The organism is Brachybacterium halotolerans (assembly GCF_016623465.1).
Lineage (GTDB): Bacteria > Actinomycetota > Actinomycetes > Actinomycetales > Dermabacteraceae > Brachybacterium > Brachybacterium halotolerans.
The window spans coordinates 213,802-232,346 of the sequence record NZ_JAEDAJ010000002.1 but is presented as its reverse complement, the minus strand read 5'-3'; the positions used below and the strand labels follow the sequence as shown (position 1 = coordinate 232,346).

General features: G+C 71.8%; 17 protein-coding genes. 8 read left to right on the top strand and 9 right to left on the bottom strand.

The features are described from left to right. Positions 1–49: 49 nt before the first annotated feature. Positions 50–643, top strand: coding sequence for a DUF4126 domain-containing protein (locus I8D64_RS05195; RefSeq protein ID WP_200501448.1), 594 nt, complete (start codon positions 50–52; stop codon positions 641–643). A gap of 92 nt (positions 644–735) precedes the next feature. Then, positions 736–1,146, top strand: a complete 411-nt coding sequence (locus tag I8D64_RS05190) for a DUF6157 family protein (RefSeq protein ID WP_200501447.1) — start codon at positions 736–738, stop codon at positions 1,144–1,146. Positions 1,147–1,183: 37 nt separating this feature from the next. Here the strand turns inward: I8D64_RS05190 and I8D64_RS05185 are convergent, their stop codons facing one another. Both I8D64_RS05185 and I8D64_RS05180 read right to left on the bottom strand, forming a co-directional pair. Beyond that, positions 1,184–1,888, bottom strand: a complete 705-nt coding sequence (locus I8D64_RS05185; RefSeq protein ID WP_200501446.1) for a hypothetical protein — start codon at positions 1,886–1,888, stop codon at positions 1,184–1,186. Between the two features lie 116 nt (positions 1,889–2,004). Beyond that, positions 2,005–4,089 (bottom strand): M3 family metallopeptidase, encoded by a 2,085-nt coding sequence (locus I8D64_RS05180; RefSeq protein ID WP_200501445.1) that lies wholly within the window; start codon positions 4,087–4,089, stop codon positions 2,005–2,007. A 40-nt stretch (positions 4,090–4,129) separates the two neighbouring features. Here I8D64_RS05180 and I8D64_RS05175 point away from each other — a divergent pair, with 40 nt between their 5' ends. Both I8D64_RS05175 and I8D64_RS05170 read left to right on the top strand, forming a co-directional pair. Then, on the top strand, positions 4,130–5,035 hold the full coding sequence (locus tag I8D64_RS05175; protein ID WP_200501444.1) for an SDR family NAD(P)-dependent oxidoreductase: 906 nt from the start codon (positions 4,130–4,132) through the stop codon (positions 5,033–5,035). A 44-nt stretch (positions 5,036–5,079) separates the two neighbouring features. Further along, positions 5,080–6,351, top strand: a complete 1,272-nt coding sequence (locus tag I8D64_RS05170; protein WP_200501443.1) for an ROK family transcriptional regulator — start codon at positions 5,080–5,082, stop codon at positions 6,349–6,351. Positions 6,352–6,580: 229 nt separating this feature from the next. Here the strand turns inward: I8D64_RS05170 and I8D64_RS05165 are convergent, their stop codons facing one another. From I8D64_RS05165 to I8D64_RS05150, 4 genes are all read right to left on the bottom strand, one after another. Continuing rightward, entirely contained in the window at positions 6,581–7,966 is a 1,386-nt protein-coding gene (locus I8D64_RS05165) for an ABC transporter substrate-binding protein (protein ID WP_200501442.1), read from the bottom strand. Between the two features lie 11 nt (positions 7,967–7,977). Beyond that, positions 7,978–9,000 (bottom strand): carbohydrate ABC transporter permease, encoded by a 1,023-nt coding sequence (locus I8D64_RS05160; RefSeq protein ID WP_200501441.1) that lies wholly within the window; start codon positions 8,998–9,000, stop codon positions 7,978–7,980. Positions 9,001–9,012: 12 nt separating this feature from the next. Beyond that, a complete protein-coding gene (locus I8D64_RS05155) occupies positions 9,013–9,924 on the bottom strand; it encodes a carbohydrate ABC transporter permease (protein WP_200501440.1) in 912 nt (303 codons plus the stop codon). Positions 9,925–10,380: 456 nt separating this feature from the next. Then, positions 10,381–10,989 carry an HdeD family acid-resistance protein gene (locus I8D64_RS05150; protein WP_200501439.1) on the bottom strand — a complete coding sequence of 203 codons (609 nt, stop codon included), beginning with the start codon at positions 10,987–10,989 and terminating at the stop codon, positions 10,381–10,383. 314 nt (positions 10,990–11,303) lie between these two features. On the opposite strand from I8D64_RS05150, the gene I8D64_RS05145 reads away from it, so the two are divergent. Further along, positions 11,304–12,515 (top strand): pyridoxal phosphate-dependent aminotransferase, encoded by a 1,212-nt coding sequence (locus I8D64_RS05145; protein ID WP_200501438.1) that lies wholly within the window; start codon positions 11,304–11,306, stop codon positions 12,513–12,515. Between the two features lie 133 nt (positions 12,516–12,648). Beyond that, complete coding sequence (locus I8D64_RS05140; RefSeq protein WP_200501437.1) at positions 12,649–13,617, top strand: SDR family oxidoreductase; 969 nt, start codon at positions 12,649–12,651, stop codon at positions 13,615–13,617. Between the two features lie 85 nt (positions 13,618–13,702). On the opposite strand, the gene I8D64_RS05135 is transcribed toward I8D64_RS05140, so the two are convergent. Then, positions 13,703–14,092 carry a DUF1304 family protein gene (locus tag I8D64_RS05135; protein WP_200501436.1) on the bottom strand — a complete coding sequence of 130 codons (390 nt, stop codon included), beginning with the start codon at positions 14,090–14,092 and terminating at the stop codon, positions 13,703–13,705. A 236-nt stretch (positions 14,093–14,328) separates the two neighbouring features. Between I8D64_RS05135 and I8D64_RS05130 the strand changes: the two genes are divergently transcribed. Both I8D64_RS05130 and I8D64_RS05125 read left to right on the top strand, forming a co-directional pair. Then, the gene (locus tag I8D64_RS05130) at positions 14,329–14,937 is read left to right on the top strand and encodes a TetR/AcrR family transcriptional regulator (RefSeq protein WP_200501435.1); all 609 of its coding nucleotides are present in this window, start codon (positions 14,329–14,331) and stop codon (positions 14,935–14,937) included. A 62-nt stretch (positions 14,938–14,999) separates the two neighbouring features. Continuing rightward, complete coding sequence (locus I8D64_RS05125; protein ID WP_200501434.1) at positions 15,000–15,422, top strand: organic hydroperoxide resistance protein; 423 nt, start codon at positions 15,000–15,002, stop codon at positions 15,420–15,422. A gap of 138 nt (positions 15,423–15,560) precedes the next feature. Here the strand turns inward: I8D64_RS05125 and I8D64_RS05120 are convergent, their stop codons facing one another. Next, on the bottom strand, positions 15,561–16,538 hold the full coding sequence (locus tag I8D64_RS05120) for a zinc-binding dehydrogenase (RefSeq protein ID WP_200501433.1): 978 nt from the start codon (positions 16,536–16,538) through the stop codon (positions 15,561–15,563). Positions 16,539–16,837: 299 nt separating this feature from the next. Beyond that, positions 16,838–18,325, bottom strand: coding sequence for an FAD-dependent oxidoreductase (locus tag I8D64_RS05115; RefSeq protein ID WP_200501432.1), 1,488 nt, complete (start codon positions 18,323–18,325; stop codon positions 16,838–16,840). Positions 18,326–18,545: the final 220 nt, after the last annotated feature.

The following is an 18,545-nucleotide window of genomic DNA, read 5'->3' as shown; positions in this document are numbered from 1 at the left end:
TAGGCCCGGGGCGCCGGCCGCGACGCCGCCGTCGCCTACGCTGTCGCCCATGGAAGCGGTGATGATGACGCTCGGGTCGGGCTGGGTGAGCGGCCTGCGCCCGTACCTCATGGTGTTCCTGCTCGGCATGAGCGGACGGTTCCTGGGCGTCGACGACATCCCGCAGGTCCTGCAGCGCTCCGACGTGCTGGTCATCACCGCCGTGCTGCTGCTCGTGGACTTCGCGGCCGACAAGATCGCCTTCCTCGACTCGTTCTGGGACGTCGTCCACACCGTGGTGCGGCCCGTCGCGGGCGGCGCCATCGGCTACCTGCTGGGCGGGGAGACCGACACGACCCACGCGATCGTGCTCGCGATCATCGGCGTGCTCGCCTCCCTCGGCGCCCACGGCGCGAAGGCCGCGACCCGCGCGGTCGTGAACACCTCGCCCGAGCCCGTCTCGAACGTCGCCGTCTCCGGCACCGAGGACGTGGCCGCCCTCGTGGTCGGCGCGCTCTCGATCGCCCTGCCGGTCGTCGCCGGCGTGATCGCCGTGATCGCGCTGCTCGCGGGCGGGTATCTCATCTACCGTGCGCTGCGGTTCTGGTCGCGGGTGCGCGCTCGCCGACGGGCGCGGGAGGCCGCGGCACCGGGCGTCGGCTGAGGGCGCGTATCGATGGACTGGCGGATGCAGGCGCGCAGGGACTGTCGCGTTCGTCCGAGAGGCCGCGACCTCCCGAGGCGCATCATCGACGCATGGGATCCACGAACTACATCGACACCTTCATCCAGGTGGCGGAGGACTGCCCGGTCACGACGGCCGAGCAGCCGCCCCGCGGCAACGGCTCCCCGACGATCGCGGCGCTCCAGTTCGCCCTGATCGCCGAGCACCCCTACGAGTTCACCAGTGACGACGTCCTGTTCGACGTCCACGCCACCCGACGCTCGCTCGACGCGGAGGAGCGCCGCGCGGCGCGCGAGGCGTTCTTCGCGAGATCGCAGGCCTGCTTGCGTGCCTCACCGCTGCCCAAGAAGTACGGATGGGGCATCCACCACGACGCCGAGGGCCGCGTCGCCCTCGTGCCGGTCGGCTCCGCGCAGTACCAGGCGCTGGCCGCAGACCCCCACGTGCAGCAGCGCAGGGCGATGCGCTCCCGGCGCGGCTGAGGGTCGAACGCGCGTGAGGCTCAGGCGCGCGTGAGGGTCATCGCCCGCGGCTCTCCCCGCGCTCCCAGAGATCGGCGATCGCGGGCTCGACCTCGGTGAGCGCGATCGGCGAGGCGGAGAGCACGCCGTCCTCGGTGAAGGGCAGGTGGCCCGACTGCCAGGAGCCGTCGTCCTCGACATGCACCATGAGCGGCGTCGTCGAGTCCGGGTCGGAGATGTCGGTGCGGCGCAGGCTGACGGTGTGCCCGGCGCCGCGGCGCAGGAAGGTCGTGGCGACCCGGGCCACGGCCTTCGGCACGTCGCCCGCCGAGCGCCCGTCGGCCCCGCTCAGCGACGTGACCTGGAAGGAGTCCAGGTCGTCCTGCGTGAGCATGAGGACGCTGCCGCCGGCCTTCACGACGAAGGCCGCGCGCATGCCCGCGTCCTGCGCGAGGGCGATCCCGAGCCAGCGGTCGGCCGTGGTGAGGGTGGTCGCCACGAGCTCGCCCTGCGGCCCCAGCACCCACTCGCCGCCGCGGCGAACCAGCATGCCGCGGGCCCGCAGGCCCGCATTGACCGCCGCGGTCACGTGCTCGGTCCCCGGCCCGGAGCCCGGCACGCCCGGGATGCCGAGCTGGTCGCGCGTGATCTCCGCCGACCTCGTGTCGCTCAGAGTGAGCATGTCGTCGATCTCGTAGGCGGTGAAGATCGTCGGCGCGGTCGGGGTCTCCGTGGCCGAGGCGGCCTGCTGGTCCTGGGTCATGGAGTCGAGCATGGCAGAGAACCCTGGAGCGGTCTCGATGTTCGCTGGGTCGGCGCCGGGAAACGGCTCCCCGTCGGTCGGGAGGATCGAGCCGACGGGACGACGGGGCCGACGGCTCAGACAAGCCCGTGGCGCTCGAGCAGGAAGCGCGCGTCGCGGTCGCGGCCGCGGAAGGCCCGGTAGGCCTCCGGCAGATCGCGCGAGCCGCCGATCGAGAGGATGCCGGCGGCGAACCGTCGGCCCGCCTCGCGCGGGGAGATCCCCTCGGCCAGCTGCTCCTCGTACCACGCGACGGCGTCGGCGTCGTACGCCTCGGCCCACAGGTAGGAGTAGTAGCCGGAGGCGTACCCGCCGGAGAAGGTGTGCTGGAAGTAGCCGGTGCGGTAGCGCGGGGCGATCAGCGGATGCGCGAGTCCCGCGTCCTCCAGCTGCGCGGCCTCGAAGGCGTGCGGGTCGCCGATGCGCGTGTCCTCGCTCAGGCGGTGCCAGCGCCAGTCCAGAGTCACCGCGGCCACGTGCTCGAGGGTGCGGAAGCCTGCGTTCCACTGCTCGGCCGCGCGGACCTTCTCGAGCAGCTCGGCCGGGACGACCTCGCCGGTCTCCACGTGCCGGGCGTAGTGCTCGACGATGCCCTCCCGCAGCGCCCACATCTCGTTGACCTGGCTGGGGAACTCGACGACATCGCGGGCGACGGCCGTGCCGGCCACGAACGAGTTCTCCACGTCCGAGAGCAGCGCGTGCAGGGCGTGACCGAACTCGTGGAACATCGTGCCGACCTCGTCGAGGGTCACGAACGCCGGGCGGTCCTCGCCGGGGCGGGACACGTTCATCGTGTTCATGACGATCGGCAGCGTGCCGTCGTGGCGCGACTGGTCCACGAGCGTGTTCATCCAGGCGCCACCGCGCTTGGTGGGCCGGGTGAAGTAGTCGCCGATGAACAGGCCGACGGCGGAGCCGTCCTCCCGCGTCACCTCCCAGATCCGGGCGAGCGGGTGCGGGGGAGTGAGGTCCTCGCGGCGCGCGAAGGACAGCCCGTAGACATCGTGGGCGGCGCGGAACACGCCGTCCTCGAGGACCCGGTCCAGCACGAAATAGGGCTGCAGCTCGGCCTGGTCCACCGCGAACTCCTCCGCGCGGATCAGCTCCGAGTAGAAGGACCAGTCCCACGGGGCGAGCTCGTCGATGCCGTCGCGCGCGGCCCGCGCGGCCAGGCGCTCCGCCTCGCGGTCGGCGTTGCGCACCGCGGGCCCGGCGATCTGCGCGAGGAACTCCTCGACGGCCGACGGGGTCTTCGCGGTGCGGTCGGCGACCGCGAGCTCGGCGAAGTCCGCGAAGCCCAGCAGATGGGCCTTCTCCGCACGCAGGCGGGCGATCTTCTTGGCGAGGCCCCAGGTCTCGGTGCCGCGCTCGATCGACGCGGTGTACAGACGCTCGCGCACCGCGCGGTCGGTGAGGGAGGCCAGCAGCGGCTGCATCGTGGGCAGGATCAGCGTGAGCAGCCAGCCGTCCTTCCCGGCGTCCTCGGCCGCGAGGCGCGCGGCCTCCTTCTGGGAGTCGTCGAGGCCCGCCAGGTCCGCCTCGTCGGTCACGAGCACGGCCGCGTCGTGGAGATCGGCCTTCGTCTGCTGCGTGAAGCGGGTCTGGAGGGACGAGAGCTCCTGGTTGACCTCGCCCAGCCGGGCCTTCTGCGCCGGATCCAGCTGGGCGCCGCGCAGCTCGAAGCGCAGGTGCGTGCGCTCGAGGACGTGCCGCTCCTCGGCGTTCAGGTCGAGGGCGTCGGCGTCGCGCTCGAGGGCTTCGACCCGCGCGAAGATCCGCCCGTCCAGCCACACCGAGTCCTCGAGGGCGGTCAGCTCGGGCACGATCTCCGCCTCGATGGCCTGCAGCTCCTCGGTGCCGTCGGTCCCCAGCAGGTGGAACAGGACCGGCAGCGCGCGCTGCAGCAGGGGCGAGCCCTCCTCCAGGGGACGGATCACGGTGTCGAACGCCGGCGGCTCCTCGTCAGCGGCGACCTGCGCGATCATCGCCTTCTGCTCGGCGATGCCCGCGCGCAGCGCCGGCAGGAAGTGGGCGGGACGGATCGCCGCGAAGTCCGGCAGGCCGTAGGGCAGCGTCGAGGGCTCGGCGAACGGGTTGCCGGTGAGGTCGGGGGCGGCGGTCTCGGTGGCGGCGGTGACGTCGACGTCGGGTGTGGAGGGCATGGTGACCAGCCTATGTGCGCTGTGCGCCTATCGTGGGCGGATGCGGACAGTCATGGGATGGGAGCACCTGCGCACGCCCGACCTCAGCGGCCGGCTGATCGTGCTCACGGGCGGCAGCGACGGGCTGTGCCGGGAGGCGGCGCTGCAGCTCGCCCGATGGGGTGCTGACCTCGTGCTGCCGGTGCGGACGCCGGCCAAGGGCGAGGTGGTGCGCGGGCGCATCGCGCGGGAGACGGGACGCGAGGACGCCGTCCGCCTCGTCCCGCTCGACCTCGCATCCATGGCGTCGGTGCGCGAGGGCGCCGCGGCGATCGCCGATGCCGTCGGCGACCGGGGCATCGACGTGCTCGTGCACGGTGCCGGCACGGTGACCCGTCGGCGCGAGGAGACGGCCGACGGGATCGAGCGCGCGCTCGCCGTGAACGCCCTCGCGCCCCGGCTCCTCACCACGATGCTGCAGCCGCTCGTGCGCGAACGGATCGTGCTCGTCGGCTCCCACGCCCACAAGGCCGGCCGGATCGACCTGACGGACATGGACTTCGCACGCGGCCGCTGGAGCATCTCCGCCTCCTACGGGCGCTCGAAGCTGACGGCGATGCTGTGGGCGCTCGACCTCGCCGCATCCCTGCACGGGACCGGGACGGACCTGCAGATCGCGCATCCCGGGTGGGTGCTCACGAACATCCAGAACGCGACCGGCTCCGCCGCGCTGGACGCCCTGGTCACCGAGGTCACCCGGCCGATCGCGATGCCCGCCGCCCGCGGCGCCGAGTCCGTGCTGTTCGCCGCCACCCAGCTCCTCCCGCCCGGCTCCTACGTCGGCCCCGACGGGCCGATGGGCAACCGCGGGCGGCCGACGCTGCTGCGCCGATCGGACGCGGCGAACGACCTCGCGCTGGCCCGGCGGGTCACGGAGTGGGCGGACCGCAGGATCGCGGCGACCTGACGGAGACGGTCGGAGGAGCACAGCGCGTTCCGTACCCTGTGGACATGGACAGCGGGGGAGAGTCGACGTCCGGCGCGGCGGACGCACCGGGCGCGGCACGCACGTCCGCGGATCGCGTGCCGCCGAGCGCCCCCTGCTCCGCGACCGCCGGCGAGGTCTACGAGCACCTCGTCCGCTACGGCCCGCACGCCCGCACCGACCTCGCGCGGCTGCTCGGGCTCTCGGGGCCGACCCTCACCCGCGTCACCCGCGAGCTGCTGGAGAGCGGCCTGCTGCGCGAGCTGCCGCCGCAGATGCAGACCAAGGGACGGCCGCAGCAGCCCCTCGACGTCGACGAGGACCACGCGGTCTTCATCGGCGTGAAGATCACCGCCCAGAGCATCTACGCCGCCGTCGTCACCGTGCGCGGCACGGCGCTCGAGGAGGTCAGCCGGGATCTCGAGGACGTCGAGCCGGCCACGATCATCGCGACCGCTCTCGAGCTGTGCGAGCCTCTGCTCGCCGCCCACCCGCGCGTGGCGGGGATCGGCGTGGGCATCGGCGCGCAGGTCGACGACGACGGCGCCGTCGCCTCGTCCGCCATGCTCGGCTGGAGCGAGCCGGTCCACCTGCGCGCCGAGCTCGAAGGGCGCCTGGGCCTGCCGGTGACGGTCAGCAACGACTTCCATGCCCTGCTCGAGGGGCACGCCTGGTTCGGCATCGGTCGACGCCACTGCTCCTTCGCCGTCATCACCATCGGCGCGGGCGTGGGCGTGGGCAGCGTCGAGGACGCCGAGGTGCACCGCGGTCGCACCCACCTCGCCGGGCTCACCGGCACCCTGCCCACTATCACCCGCGACGGCCGCGGCGTGCTGCTGCGCCAGGTCGCGAGCACCGCGCACATCCTCGACGCGGCGCGGGAGCGCGGCGTCCCCGGGGTGTCGGAGGCGGACGGTGGGGTCGGCGCCGGCGTCGGCGTCGGCGGTGCCGGCGGGGCCGCAGGAGCATCGGAGGCGCACGGTCTCGAGGCCCTCGTGCACGCGGCCCGCGCCGGCGATCCGGCCGCCCTCGAGGTCGCGGCCGACGTCGCCCACGCGGTCGCGGTCGCAGGCGCGGGGCTCGTCGGCGTGCTCGACCCGGACGCCCTGATCCTGGGCGGCGAGGCCGTGGACCTCCTGCGCGTGGGCGACGAGTTCGACGTCGCCCTGCGCGCCCACCTGGCCCGCGTCCAGCGCGACGTGCTCGTGCGCTTCCTTCCCGCCGACTTCGACGACTGGACCCGCGGCGCCGCCGTGATCGCCCTGCGCCGCTTCATCGGCGGCCGCGACGACGCCTGACGGCCCGCGCGGCGCACCTCCGTCGGACCCAGCGCGATGGACGGCGCGACGGGGCGCGGCATCGGGCGCGGGCTCGGGCTCCGGAGCGGGCTCCGGAGCGTGAGAAGTACGAAATCGTTGCCATGAGCGCTCATGGCAACGATTTCGTACTTCTCACCGCGGCGGCGCCGCGGAAGCGACCGAGACCGCGCCCGGGCGCCCCGCGCCCAGCCCCGCTTCGCCCCACCCCTCACTCGAACAGGGCGTTGGCCTTGTCGTTGTAGGCGGTGAAGGAGTCGGCCTCGGTCTTGCGCATCCAGAGGTCGTCGAAGGCCGGCTGCATGATCGACATGATCCGGGCGGCGTGCTCGACCAGGGGATAGAGCCCGGTCTCGCCCTTCTTCACGCGGTCGGTGTAGGGGGAGACGTCCAGGCCCTTGTCCTCGTAGGCCTTCACGGCGGCGGCGGTGCCGGCGTCGGAGGCGGGGAAGACGATGGCCCGCGAGCCGATGATCTCCTGGGCGTCGTCCGATCCCAGGAACGCGACCAGCCGCGCGGCCTCCTCCTTGTGCTCCGACTGCGAGGAGATCGAGTCGCCCAGGCCGTTGAACATCGACATCGGATGCCCGATAGGCCCGGACGGCAGGGGAGCGATGCCCAGGTCCACGCCCTCGAGTCCCGCGTAGGTGCCGATCATCCAGGAGCCGGCGAGGGCGACGGCCGCCTTGCCGCCCTGGATCTGGGTCTCGGCGGGGCTGGAGTCGCCGAACAGGCCGAAGGGCGCCAGCAGGCCCTTGTCGACGAGCCCGAAGTACCAGTCCATGGTCGCCTGGAAGTCGGGGTCGTCGTAGTTGAAGCGGGTGCCCCAGGTCTTCTCGTCGGTGAAGGTCCAGCCCGTGGAGAAGGCGAAGGGCGACCAGGTGGTCTGGCCCGTGTAGTCGGTGGAGGGGTCGGCCGCGAGGGCGTACCGGGCGACGCTCTTGGGGTCGAAGCCCTCCTCGTCGCCGCGCTTCCCGGTGGTGTCCTTCGCGAGGCGCATGAGCATCTTCTCGAAGCTCCCGCCGTCCTGCGGGTTCCAGTCCAGGCCCTCGAGGTCGTCGGCGGAGAGTCCCGCCTCCTTCAGCGTCTTCGCGTCGTACATCAGCGCGATCGTGTCGTAGTCCTTGGGCAGTCCGTAGCGCTTGCCGTCCTGCCCGGTCCACAGCTCCTGCAGGCCCGGCTGGTACTGGTCGTCGGGGATCTCGGCGATCGGGGCGAAGTCGTCCAGCGGCACGATCACGTCGAGCGAGAGGAACTCCGGATACCGGCCCAGATGGTCGGTGAAGACGTCGGGCCCGGCACCGGCGACGAAGCTCGCGGTGAGCTTGGTCCAGTAGTCGTCCCAGCCCATCTGGGTGATGCGCACGTCGAGGTCGGGATTGCGCTCCATGAAGAGGTCGATCGCGCGGGAGTAGCCGGGCAGCTGGTTGGCGTCCCACAGCCAGTAGTCCAGGCGCGTCGTGCCGCTCGCGGAGGCGCCGCCCGAGCAGCCGGCGAGGGTGCCGGTCGCGGCCGCCGCGCCGAGCGCGGCGGTCCCGCCGAGCAGGGTCCGACGGCTGAGCGCGCGGACGGGGGAACGGGGAGTCGTGCGTGTCATGGGTGCGTCCCTCACTTGATCCCGCTGAAGCCGATGGAGTTCACGATCCGCTTCGCGAACAGCACGAAGAGGATCAGCATGGGCGCCGCCGCGACCAGCGTCGCGGCCATCAGGCCCGCCCAGTCCGTGCCCGTCTGGGGCGACTGCGCGCGGAAGACGCCGAGCGCGACGGTGAGCACGCGCGAGGAGTCCGTGTAGGAGACCATCAGCGACCAGAAGTACTCGTTCCACGCCGTCATGTAGGTCAGCAGTGCGAGCGTCGCGAGCGGCGCGGAGCTGATCGGCAGGATCAGCGTGAAGAACACGCGCGGCTTGGACGCGCCGTCGATGAGGGCGGCCTCCTCGACCTCGCGCGAGATGTTGTTGAAGAACTGGCGCAGGAAGAAGATCGCGAACGGCGAGATGAACAGGGTGGGCAGCATGATGCCCAGCAGCGTGTCCACCAGGTGCAGGTTCTTGATGAGGATGAAGTTGGGCAGCAGCGTGAAGATCTGCGGGATCATCATCGCGCCCAGGAAGATGAGGAACACGGTCTCGCGGCCCCTCCAGCGCAGTCGCGAGAAGGCGTAGGCGGCCATCGCGCAGCTGAAGGTCTGCACCACGGTGATCACGGTCGCGACGATCACCGAGTTCAGCAGGTAGCGCCAGAAGTTGATCGACGCGCCCGAGCCGCCCTGGGAGACCGCGGTCTCCACGTCCTGCAGCCCGAACACGCGCTCGAAGCCGCCGAGCGAGAAGTCCACCGGCAGCAGGCTGGTCGGGTCGGTCGCGAGCGCCGTGTTCGAGGACAGCGCCGTGCGCAGCATCCAGTAGAACGGGAACAGCGTCACCAGCAGGATCACGATCATGACGATCCAGGCGACGATCCGCCCGGGCGACAGCGGACGGCGGCGCGCGCGGGCGGCGCCGGAGGCGGGGGAGGCCGACGGGCCCGTGGGGGCGTCGGGGTCCGTGGGGTCGGTCAGGCCGGTGGGTTCGGGGGTGCCGGTGGGGCCGGCGGCCGACGGGCCGACGGCGGGAGTGGCGGTGCTCATCTGGGCGTCCTCTCAGTCCAGGTCCGACTGGCCGGCGCGGGTCAGGAAGTACTGGGCGAAGGTGATGACCATGAGGATCACCAGCAGCGCCACCGAGAGCGCGGACGCGTACCCGAACTGGTACTGCCCGAAGGCGTTCTCGTAGATGTACATCTGCAGCACCTTGGAGGCGTCCGACGGTCCGCCCTGCGTGGTCACCGAGACGGTGTCGAAGACCTGGAAGCTGCCGATGATCGACATGATCAGCACGAGCGCGAGGATCGGCCGCAGCAGCGGCAGGGTGATCCGGCGGAACAGCTGCCACTCGCCGGCGCCCTCGGTGCGCGCCGCCTCGTAGAGCTGCTCGGGGATCGACTGCAGACCGGCGAACAGCAGCAGCGCCGTGTAGCCCATGTGCCGCCACACGTTGACGAGCGCGATCGTGGGGATCACCCACTTCTCGTTGGCCCAGAAGGAGACCGGATCGAAGCCGATGCCCTGCAGGATCAGGTTCACGATGCCCAGCTGCGAGTCCAGCAGCCAGAGGAACACGATCGCGGCGACCACGTTGGAGACCAGGTACGGGGTGAGCACGAGCGAGCGCAGCCACGTGTTCTGCGTGAGGCGCTGCATGAGGACGGCGATGAGGAGCGCGAGGACCGTCTGCACGCCGATGTTGATGACGACGTACAGCACGGTGACCCGCAGCGATTTCCAGAACACCGGGTCGCTGAGCATGTTCGTGTAGTTCTCGAGCCCCACCCATTTCGGGGGCGTGAGGATCGAGTACTCGGTGAGCGAGTAGTACAGGCCCGTCAGCAGCGGCCAGACCAGGAACACCAGCAGGCCGATGCTCGCCGGCAGGATGAACAGCAGCGCCAGGCGGGTGTCGTCCCGGTGCTTGCGTCGTGCGGGCGGGAGCTCGGCGGTGGATGCGGCAGACATCTTCGTCCTCTCGTCGGAGAGCGTCGACGTCGCTCGCGGAGCGTCGCTTTCGGTGCCGAGAGTGCATGATCGCCCTCCGCTCGCCATATGCAGTGGCGGAAGCTGCGGCGCAGGCGATCACTGCACGCATCGGCACCGGGCGACGTCGTCGGCCCCAATTACTTACGCACTGAAAGTAAAGGGTTCCGAGCATGTGCGTCAAGGGTGTCCCGAAGCGGATGCGAGCGCGCTCGTCCCCAAACGCGGCGTGCGCCCGCCTCGAGCACGTGGCAGACGGTCTCTCGAGGGGTGCGCTGTGACCGGTGAGGGTGCAGAAGCGCTCGCCGAAGCAGGGCCTAGGCCCTGGCGGTGCCGGCCCCGGCAGCGTCGCGCACGACTGCTCGTCCGGATCCGGGTGGACCGGGCGGCCGAGGGGGCGGGCGAGTGGAGGCGCGGGGGCGGGGCGAGACCGCGGCTTCAGGGGCGATCGGAGCGAGGGGAGCCCAGGCGGATCCCCAGGATCAGCTCGCTGATGCCGTCGACGAGCGCGTAGATGCCGATGGCCCAGACCAGGCCGAGCATGGCCGCGCCAGGATTGGCGAGCATCAGGATCCCCAGCAGAACGGCGAGGATGCCCGTGATCAGCACGCCCCACCATCCCGGCGCTCCTGCTCGTCGCAGGGCCAAGGAGTTCAGGCCGTAGGTGATTCCCAAGAGGATCGCCCAGGTCGCGAGGATCGCGACGGCAGCGACCGCGGCCGAGCCGGGCATGATCATCACGAGGGCACCGGCCACGATCGAGAGCGCGCCGGACACGACCGTCCATACGCTGCGGTGATGCGCATCTCGAGCGATATGGCTGATGATCGCGGCGATTCCGGTGACCAGCAGCCATGCACCGACGACGAGCGTGAGCACGAGCATCGAGCGGAGCGGGTCGAAGAGGAGGACGAGCGCGACCAGAACGCTCAGCGCACCCTGCACGATGAGGGCGATGCGCGCGCCCTTGCGCAGTCGGCTCCAACCGGTCTCTGCTGGCACCGTCGACTCCGTCTGATCGGGTGCGTCGGGTTGCGATGCGGACATGGCGGACCTCCTGTGATCGGACGACGCCGTTCGTGGCACCGGCGCGTTCCCTGTCGTCGTTCAGACGGTTTCCAGCCTAGCCTCTCGGGTCGGGTCGGGTCGGGTCGGGTCGGGCTCGGTGCGGAGCGGCGCGGGCGGTGCGGCGTGCCGTGCGGTCCGCCTGGAGGGAGGGGGACGAGGCGGCGGTGACGCAGCACGAGACGCGCATGCCGCTGCCCCCTGGCCCGGGGATACCCTGGCCGCAGCCTCGCGCCCGCGGGGCTGCGGCCGTCCCGTCGGCCGCGAACCGGGCCCCGGGCCCTAGGAGTCGAACGATGATCCTCACCCAGTCCTCCAAGCTGCGCGACGTCTGCTACGAGATCCGCGGGCCGATCCCCGCAGAGGCAGCGCGCATGGAGGCAGAGGGCCACAAGATCATCAAGCTGAACATCGGCAACCCGGCCCCGTTCGGCTTCGAGGCGCCCGACGAGATCCTCGTCGACATGATCCGCACCCTGCCCACCGCGCAGGGGTACTCGGACTCCAAGGGGATCGTCTCCGCACGTCGGGCGGTCGCGCAGTACTACCAGACCAAGGGCATGCCCGGGATGGAGCTCGACGACATCTACCTGGGCAACGGGGTCAGCGAGCTGATCCAGATGACCTGCCAGGCGCTCGTGGACGACGGCGACGAGGTACTCGTGCCCACTCCTGACTACCCGCTGTGGACCGCCTCGGTCTCGCTCGCGGGCGGGAATGCCGTGCACTACCGCTGCGACGAGGAGCAGAACTGGTGGCCCGACGTCTCGGACCTGGCCGACAAGGTCACCGAGCGCACCAAGGCGATCGTCGTCATCAATCCCAACAACCCCACCGGCTCGGTCTACCCCGAACACGTGCTGAAGGAGATCGTCGAGGTCGCGCGCAAGCACGACCTGCTGATCCTGGCCGACGAGATCTACGACAAGATCCTCTACGACGACGCCGTCCACACCCACGTCGCCGCGCTCGCCCCGGATCTGCTCACCATCACCTTCAACGGCCTCTCGAAGGCCTACCGGGTGGCCGGATTCCGCGCCGGCTGGATGGCGCTGTACGGGCCGAAGGACGACGCCGAGAACTTCATCGAGGGCCTCGACGTGCTCTCGAACATGCGCCTGTGCCCCAACGTCCCCGCCCAGCACGTGGTGGCGACGGCGCTCGGCGGCTACCAGTCGGTCGACGAGCTGCTGCTGCCTGGCGGGCGCCTGCGCGACCAGCGCGACGTGGCCTACGAGGGGCTCAGCGAGATCCCGGGCGTCTCCGTCGTCAAGGCCCAGGGCGCGCTCTACATGTTCCCGCGCATCGACACCGAGATGTACCGCATCGACAGCGACGAGCAGTTCGCCATGGACCTGCTGCGCTCCAAGAAGCTGCTGGTCACGCAGGGGACAGGCTTCAACTATCCCGTGTCCGACCACTTCCGCCTGGTGACCCTGCCGGACGTCGGCCTGCTCGCCGACGCCGTCGACCGCATCGCCGACCACCTGGCCTCGATCCGGCGCTAGGGCCGGCTGGCGCGGCCGGTCATGCGTGGCGGCCCGGGGGCGCCCCGGGCCGCCACCGGAACGCCACCACCACCCCTTCACGAACTCCGTCTCCCGGCATACGCTGGGGGACTGTCCACGGAAGGAATGATCCATGCCCGCCACAGACCCGGAGACCCACGCTCGAGAGGACACTCACGGCAACGGCGCCGAGGACATCGGTCCCGTCACCGCCCGCGCCCGCGAGCTCGGCACGAAGGACGGCGAGCCCTCGTTCCCCGCGCAGGACCAGGACCCTCCCGGCCTCACGGCCCCGATGGAGCCCGTGCCGGACCACGGCGAGCAGTCCTACGTCGGCCACGGCCGGCTCGACGGGCTGGTCGCGCTGATCACCGGGGGAGACTCCGGCATCGGCCGCGCGGTCGCGATCGCCTTCGCGCGCGAGGGGGCCGATGTCGCGCTCTCCTACATGGACGCCGAGCAGGAGGACGCGGAGGAGACCGCCCGCTGGGTCCAGGACGCGGGCCGACGGGCCCTGCTGCTTCCCGGTGACATCCGCGAGGAGGCCCACGCCCGCTCGCTCGTCACGCGCACCGTCGAAGAGCTCGGACGGCTCGACGTGCTCGTGAACAACGCCGCGTTCCAGTGGGGCCGTGCGGAGCCGCGCGGCATCGAGGGCATCGATTCGGAGCGCCTGCACCGCACGCTGGCCACGAACCTCGAGTCGATGTTCTGGATCACCCAGGAGGCCGTGCCGCACCTGCGGGAGGGCTCCTCGATCATCAACACCACGTCGATCCAGTCCTACGACCCCTCCGTGCCGCTCATGGACTATGCCGCGACGAAGTCCGCGATCAACAACCTCACGGTGAACCTCGCCGGCGACCTGGGCGGCAAGGGGATCCGCGTGAACGCCGTGGCGCCGGGGCCGATCTGGACCCCGCTCAACGTCGCCACCCGTGCGAGCGAGGACTACACGGCCTTCGGCGGCAACACCCCGCTGGGCCGCGCGGGCCAGCCCGCCGAGTGCGCGGGGGCCTACGTGTTCCTCGCGAGCCCGGCCGAGGCCTCGTACGTCTCGGGCACCGTGCTCGGCGTGACCGGGGGACGGCCCGTCTTCTGAGGCGTCGGCCCGGGGTGCCGCGGATGCGGCGGATGCCGCGGGGTCCCCGGATGCTCCGGCCGCCCGCCCGTCGTGCCCGCGGCGCTCAGATCGCGAGTGCGAGCACGAGGACGAGCACCGCGAGCAGCGGCAGCGCCCCCTGGCGCACGGCCGCGCCGCGATGCGCGGGGGAGGCGAGGCCCAGCACGAGGGCCGCGCCCAGCATCGAGCCGGTTCCCGCGAGCGCCAGGGCCGGGCCCACGGAGTGCGCACCGAGGGCGGTCAGGAGCACGCCGAGCAGCGCGAGCACGCCCAGGAACAGGTTGTAGAAGCCCTGGTTGAAGGCGAACAGACGGGTCGCCGCGACCTCCTGCTCGGTCTGCTGGCCGAAGACGCCCTGGGCGCGCTCGCTGCCCCAGGCGAGCGACTCGAGCCAGAAGATGAACACGTGCAGCAGCGCCGCGAGCACTGCGAGGACGAGACCGACGACGAGCATGGGGACCTCCGGAGGGGTGGGGTGAAAGGCGACCTGTGACGAGTGATGTGAGGAGTGACCAGCGAGGCTTTTCTGTAGCGCTCGCTCCACTATAGACTGACGGCGGCGCCGCCGGAAGGGCGGGCGTCACGCGGCTCCGCCGGACAGGTGGATGTCGCAGGGCGCACGCGTCTGCCGCCGCTGCAGGGCGCGGCCGGATGGCGCCGCCGGGGACCGATCAGGGAAGGAGCCTGCCGATGGGACGCACCGCCACCTTCGAGACCGTCGAGGTCGTGCGCGCCGCGCGCTCGCTCTTCTGGCGTGAGGGCTACGAGAGCGCCTCCATGAGCGCGATCCAGCAGGCCACGGGCCTGAACGCGTCAAGCATCTACCACGCGTTCGGCTCCAAGCGCGGGCTCTTCGAGGCCGCGATCGCGAACTACCTCGACGAGGTCGTCCGCCCGGGCCTGGCCCCGCTGCTCACCGAGCACCCCAGCCCCCATGCCCTCGCCGACTACCTCGGCTCCGCCGCCCGGCTGCTGGGCGAGGAGATCGGGGACGACGGGAAGGGGGAGCAGACTTCCCTGCCCGACGGCTGCCTGCTCGTGAACTCCGCCTGCGCGGGCATCGGCCGCGAGGAGGCCGTGCGCGACGTCATCGCCTCCTACCGGGCCGAGCTCGTGCGCGCCTTCGGCGCCGGCGTCGCCGCCCGCTTCCCCGAGGCCTCCGCCGCCGAGCGCGAGCGCCTCACCGAGACCAGCGTCTCCGCGCTCATCGCGGCCCTGGTCATGAGCCGCATCGACCGGAGCGCCGCGCGCAGCTCCCTCGAAGCGGCCCGCACACCCCTGCTCGCGTCGGCCGGCTGAGGTCGCACCCCGGCCGTCCGACCCCGCAGGTCCACCGCAGCACCCGACGGAAGGAATCCACCATGAAGCCCCTCTACTCCACCGAAGCGCTCGCCACCGGCGCCGGCCGCGACGGGCACGTCGAGGTCTCAGGATCGGACCTCGCCTTCGACATGGCCGTCCCGACGGCCATGGGCGGCTCCGGGAAGGGCGCCAACCCCGAGCAGCTCTTCGCCGCCGGCTACGCCGCCTGCTACCACTCGGCGCTGCAGGCCGTGGCCCGCCAGCAGAAGGTCGCGATCGACGGCTCGAGCGTCGGCGCCCGCGTGAGCATCGGCAGCAACGACGAGGGCGGCTTCGCCCTCGCCGTCGACCTCGAGGTCGTCATCCCCGAGCTCGACCACGACGCCGCGCAGTCGCTCGCCGACGCCGCGCACCAGGTGTGCCCGTACTCCAACGCGACCCGCGGGAACATCCCCGTGAACGTCACCGTCGCCGACGACTGATCCACGTCGCCCATGACGAGAGCCCGCCGGGAGAATCCTCCCGGCGGGCTCCTGTGCGTGGGGCGGCTCGGCGCGCGGGCGTCTGCGCGCCGAGCCGATGCTCGGGCCGCCGACCATGCCGACGCGCGCCGAGCGGGATCAGGGACGCAGCAGCACCTTGCCGACGCGGCCGACGTCGAAGTTCGCGGCCGCTGCATCGCGCACGTCCTCGAGGGAGTAGGTCGCGGCGACCGGCAGGGTCACGGAGCCGTCGAGCAGGCGGGTGATGATCTCGCCGAACAGCTCGGCCCGCTGGTCGGCCGGCATGTCCTTGGAGACCTGGGCGCCCCAGAAGCCCTCGATGTGCAGGTCGCGGAAGATCACCGGGCCCGAGGGGATCGACATGACCGGGGCGGCCATCGCGCCGAAGACGACGAGGCGTCCGCCGTCGGCCAGCAGCGAGAGCACCTGGCCCGCGGCCTCCCCGCCCACCGAGTCGATGCCGACAGGAGCGGTGGAGTCGCCGATGAGAGCGCGGGCGCGGTCCTCCCAGCCGTCCTCGTCGGTCGCGACGACGCCCGTGATGCCCTGGGCCGCGAGCTCCTCGACCCCGGCGGAGCGGCGCACGAGGCCCACGACGTTGATGCCGCGGGCGCGAGCGAACTGTGCGACCAGGCGGCCGACGGCGCCGTTGGCGGCGTTCTGCACGAGGGTCTGTCCGGGCTCGAGGTCCAGGCGCTCCAGCAGCGAGATCGCGCTGAACGGCATCGCCGCGAGCTGCGCGGCGACCTCGTCGGCGAGGTTCTCCGGTACGGGGATGAGTGACGCGGCGGGCGCCGTGAAGCGCTCCGCCCACACGCCGAGCTGTGAGGTCGCGACCACGCGCTGACCGGTGACCAGCTGGGTGACGCCCTCGCCGAGCTGCTCGACGACGCCGACGGCCTCGGTGCCGGCGCGCGCGGGCAGCTCCGGCTTCACGCCGTAGGTGCCGCGCACGGTCCACAGGTCATGGTTGTGGATGGGGCTCAGCACCATCCGCACGAGCACCTCGCCGGGACCGGGTGAGGGCTCGGCGACCTCGGTGACGTCGAGGACGTCGGTGGGCTCTCCGAAGGACTGATGGGTGACGGCGCGCATGGCGGACCTCCTGGAACGGTGGGTGGCGACGGCGCGGGGAGCTCCGGTGCGACGACGCGATGCGACGTCCGGGGTTCGGCGAAGACCACCCTGTAGTGAAATGACCATTCCACTATAGGGCGCTGGGTCGTTCGGTGGCTGTCGAGGAGCTGTGAGGTCCGTCAGAGACGGCAGCGCACCCCGGGATTCCCGGGGCGCGCTGCGTGGGCTGGGGCCTGAGGTCTGGGACCTGGGCCTGGGGGCCCGGCTTCGATGTCCTCGGCTGCACCGCCCTCAGGCACCGCCGCCAGGTGCCGCCCTCAGGCGTCGGCCGAGGCGCTCTCGTGCGCGCGCTGACCCTCGCGGGCCACGCGCACCATCTCCTCGCGCGGCACCACCTTCACGCGCGGGCGCGGATTGCCCTCGCTGTCCTGGACCGCTGCGCCGAGGCCGATCTCGTGCTCTTCGAGGGCGGTCCAGCCCTGCCAGGTCGTGAACTCCACGCCCTTGTCCTCGAGCAGGCGCAGGATCGAGTAGGGATCGCGGTCCGAGGCGCTGGGGATGCGGCCGGCCTCGAGGTCCTCGAGCAGGCTTGCGACAGTCTCCGCGGCGTCGGACTTCGTGGCGCCGATGAGGCCGACGGGACCGCGCTTGATCCAGCCGTTGGCGAAGAGTCCGGGGATGACCTCGCCGTCGGCCTCGGTGACGCGGCCGGCCTCGTTGTGGATGACGCCGCGGGACTCGTCGTACGGGACGCCGGGCAGCTCGGAGCCGAAGTAGCCGATCGCGCGGTAGACGGCCTGGAGGTCGTAGTCGACGAACTCGCCGGTGCCCTCCATGGTGCCGTCGGCGTCCAGGCGGGTGCGCTCGAAGCGCATGCCGGCGACGCGGCCGTCCTCGCCGAGCACCTCGACGGGCTTGTGCCAGAAGTGCAGGTGCAGGCGACGCTGCACGGGACCGCCGTGGGCGTCCGTGGGCTCCTCGCCCTTCGCCTCGCGCTCCTGCTGCGCATGCAGCCAGCCCTCGAACGTCGCGTAGACCTGCTCGCGGCGGCGGTCGGCGCGGATGGCCTCGCGCTCCTCGGGGGTGATCATCGCGAAGTCGGCCGGGTCCATGACGATCTGCACGCCGTGGGGGTGGGCGAGCTCGCGGGTCTCCAGCGGCGTGAACTTCGACTGCGCGGGCCCGCGGCGGCCGAACACGTGCACATCGGTGGTGCGCGCGGAGGTCAGGCCCTCGTAAACGTTCTCCGGGATCTCGGTGCGCAGCAGCTCGTCGGCCGACTTCGCGAGCATGCGGGCCGCGTCCAGCGCCACGTTGCCGTTGCCGATCATGGCGACCTGCTCGGCCTCCAAGGGCCAGGTGCGCGGGTAGTCGGGGTTGCCGTCGTACCAGGCCACGAAGTCGGCGGCGCCGTAGGAGCCCTCGAGGTCGATGCCGGGGATGTTCAGCTCGGCGTCCTTGAGGGCGCCGGTCGCGAAGATCACCGCGTCGTAGCGCTCGCGCAGCTCGGCGGCGGTGAGGTCGGTGCCGAACTCGACGTCGCCCAGGAAGCGGATGTCCCCGCGGTCCAGGATGCGGTGCAGGGCGGTGATGATGCCCTTGATGCGCGGGTGGTCGGGGGCGACGCCGTAGCGGATCAGCCCGAAGGGCGTCGGCAGCGCGTCGAAGAGGTCGCACTGGACCTCGAGCTCGCCGGACTTCACCTGCGGGGAGCGCAGCAGCGTCTCGGCGGCGTACACGCCCGCGGGACCGGAGCCGATCACGGCGAGTCGCAGGGGCTGGGCGGAAGGCTGGTTCGTGGTCATCGCACCTCGGGTTCCCGGGGCGAGCGCCCGCGGGCGCTGCACGCGTCCGGCGAGAGCGGCGTCGCCGTTGGTCTCGATTTACGCACCAGCCTATACGCGAAAATCACTGACCTGCAGACCCCGGCGGCCCGGAGCAAGCGGGATCACGCTCCGGGCCGCTGGGGCGGGCGTCGGCCGGACGGGCGGGGCCGACAGTCAGGGCCGACGCACCGGGGCGACG

Coding starts and splice junctions, on each gene's coding strand:
- I8D64_RS05175 (WP_200501444.1), top strand. CDS start 4,130: ATGCGGACAGTCATGGGATGGGAGCACCTGCGCACGCCCGACCTCAGC.
- I8D64_RS05185 (WP_200501446.1), bottom strand. CDS start 1,888: ATGACCCAGGACCAGCAGGCCGCCTCGGCCACGGAGACCCCGACCGCG.
- I8D64_RS05135 (WP_200501436.1), bottom strand. CDS start 14,092: ATGCTCGTCGTCGGTCTCGTCCTCGCAGTGCTCGCGGCGCTGCTGCAC.
- I8D64_RS05155 (WP_200501440.1), bottom strand. CDS start 9,924: ATGTCTGCCGCATCCACCGCCGAGCTCCCGCCCGCACGACGCAAGCAC.
- I8D64_RS05150 (WP_200501439.1), bottom strand. CDS start 10,989: ATGTCCGCATCGCAACCCGACGCACCCGATCAGACGGAGTCGACGGTG.
- I8D64_RS05180 (WP_200501445.1), bottom strand. CDS start 4,089: ATGCCCTCCACACCCGACGTCGACGTCACCGCCGCCACCGAGACCGCC.
- I8D64_RS05120 (WP_200501433.1), bottom strand. CDS start 16,538: ATGCGCGCCGTCACCCATCAGTCCTTCGGAGAGCCCACCGACGTCCTC.
- I8D64_RS05195 (WP_200501448.1), top strand. CDS start 50: ATGGAAGCGGTGATGATGACGCTCGGGTCGGGCTGGGTGAGCGGCCTG.
- I8D64_RS05170 (WP_200501443.1), top strand. CDS start 5,080: ATGGACAGCGGGGGAGAGTCGACGTCCGGCGCGGCGGACGCACCGGGC.
- I8D64_RS05160 (WP_200501441.1), bottom strand. CDS start 9,000: ATGAGCACCGCCACTCCCGCCGTCGGCCCGTCGGCCGCCGGCCCCACC.
- I8D64_RS05145 (WP_200501438.1), top strand. CDS start 11,304: ATGATCCTCACCCAGTCCTCCAAGCTGCGCGACGTCTGCTACGAGATC.
- I8D64_RS05165 (WP_200501442.1), bottom strand. CDS start 7,966: ATGACACGCACGACTCCCCGTTCCCCCGTCCGCGCGCTCAGCCGTCGG.
- I8D64_RS05130 (WP_200501435.1), top strand. CDS start 14,329: ATGGGACGCACCGCCACCTTCGAGACCGTCGAGGTCGTGCGCGCCGCG.
- I8D64_RS05190 (WP_200501447.1), top strand. CDS start 736: ATGGGATCCACGAACTACATCGACACCTTCATCCAGGTGGCGGAGGAC.
- I8D64_RS05125 (WP_200501434.1), top strand. CDS start 15,000: ATGAAGCCCCTCTACTCCACCGAAGCGCTCGCCACCGGCGCCGGCCGC.
- I8D64_RS05140 (WP_200501437.1), top strand. CDS start 12,649: ATGCCCGCCACAGACCCGGAGACCCACGCTCGAGAGGACACTCACGGC.
- I8D64_RS05115 (WP_200501432.1), bottom strand. CDS start 18,325: ATGACCACGAACCAGCCTTCCGCCCAGCCCCTGCGACTCGCCGTGATC.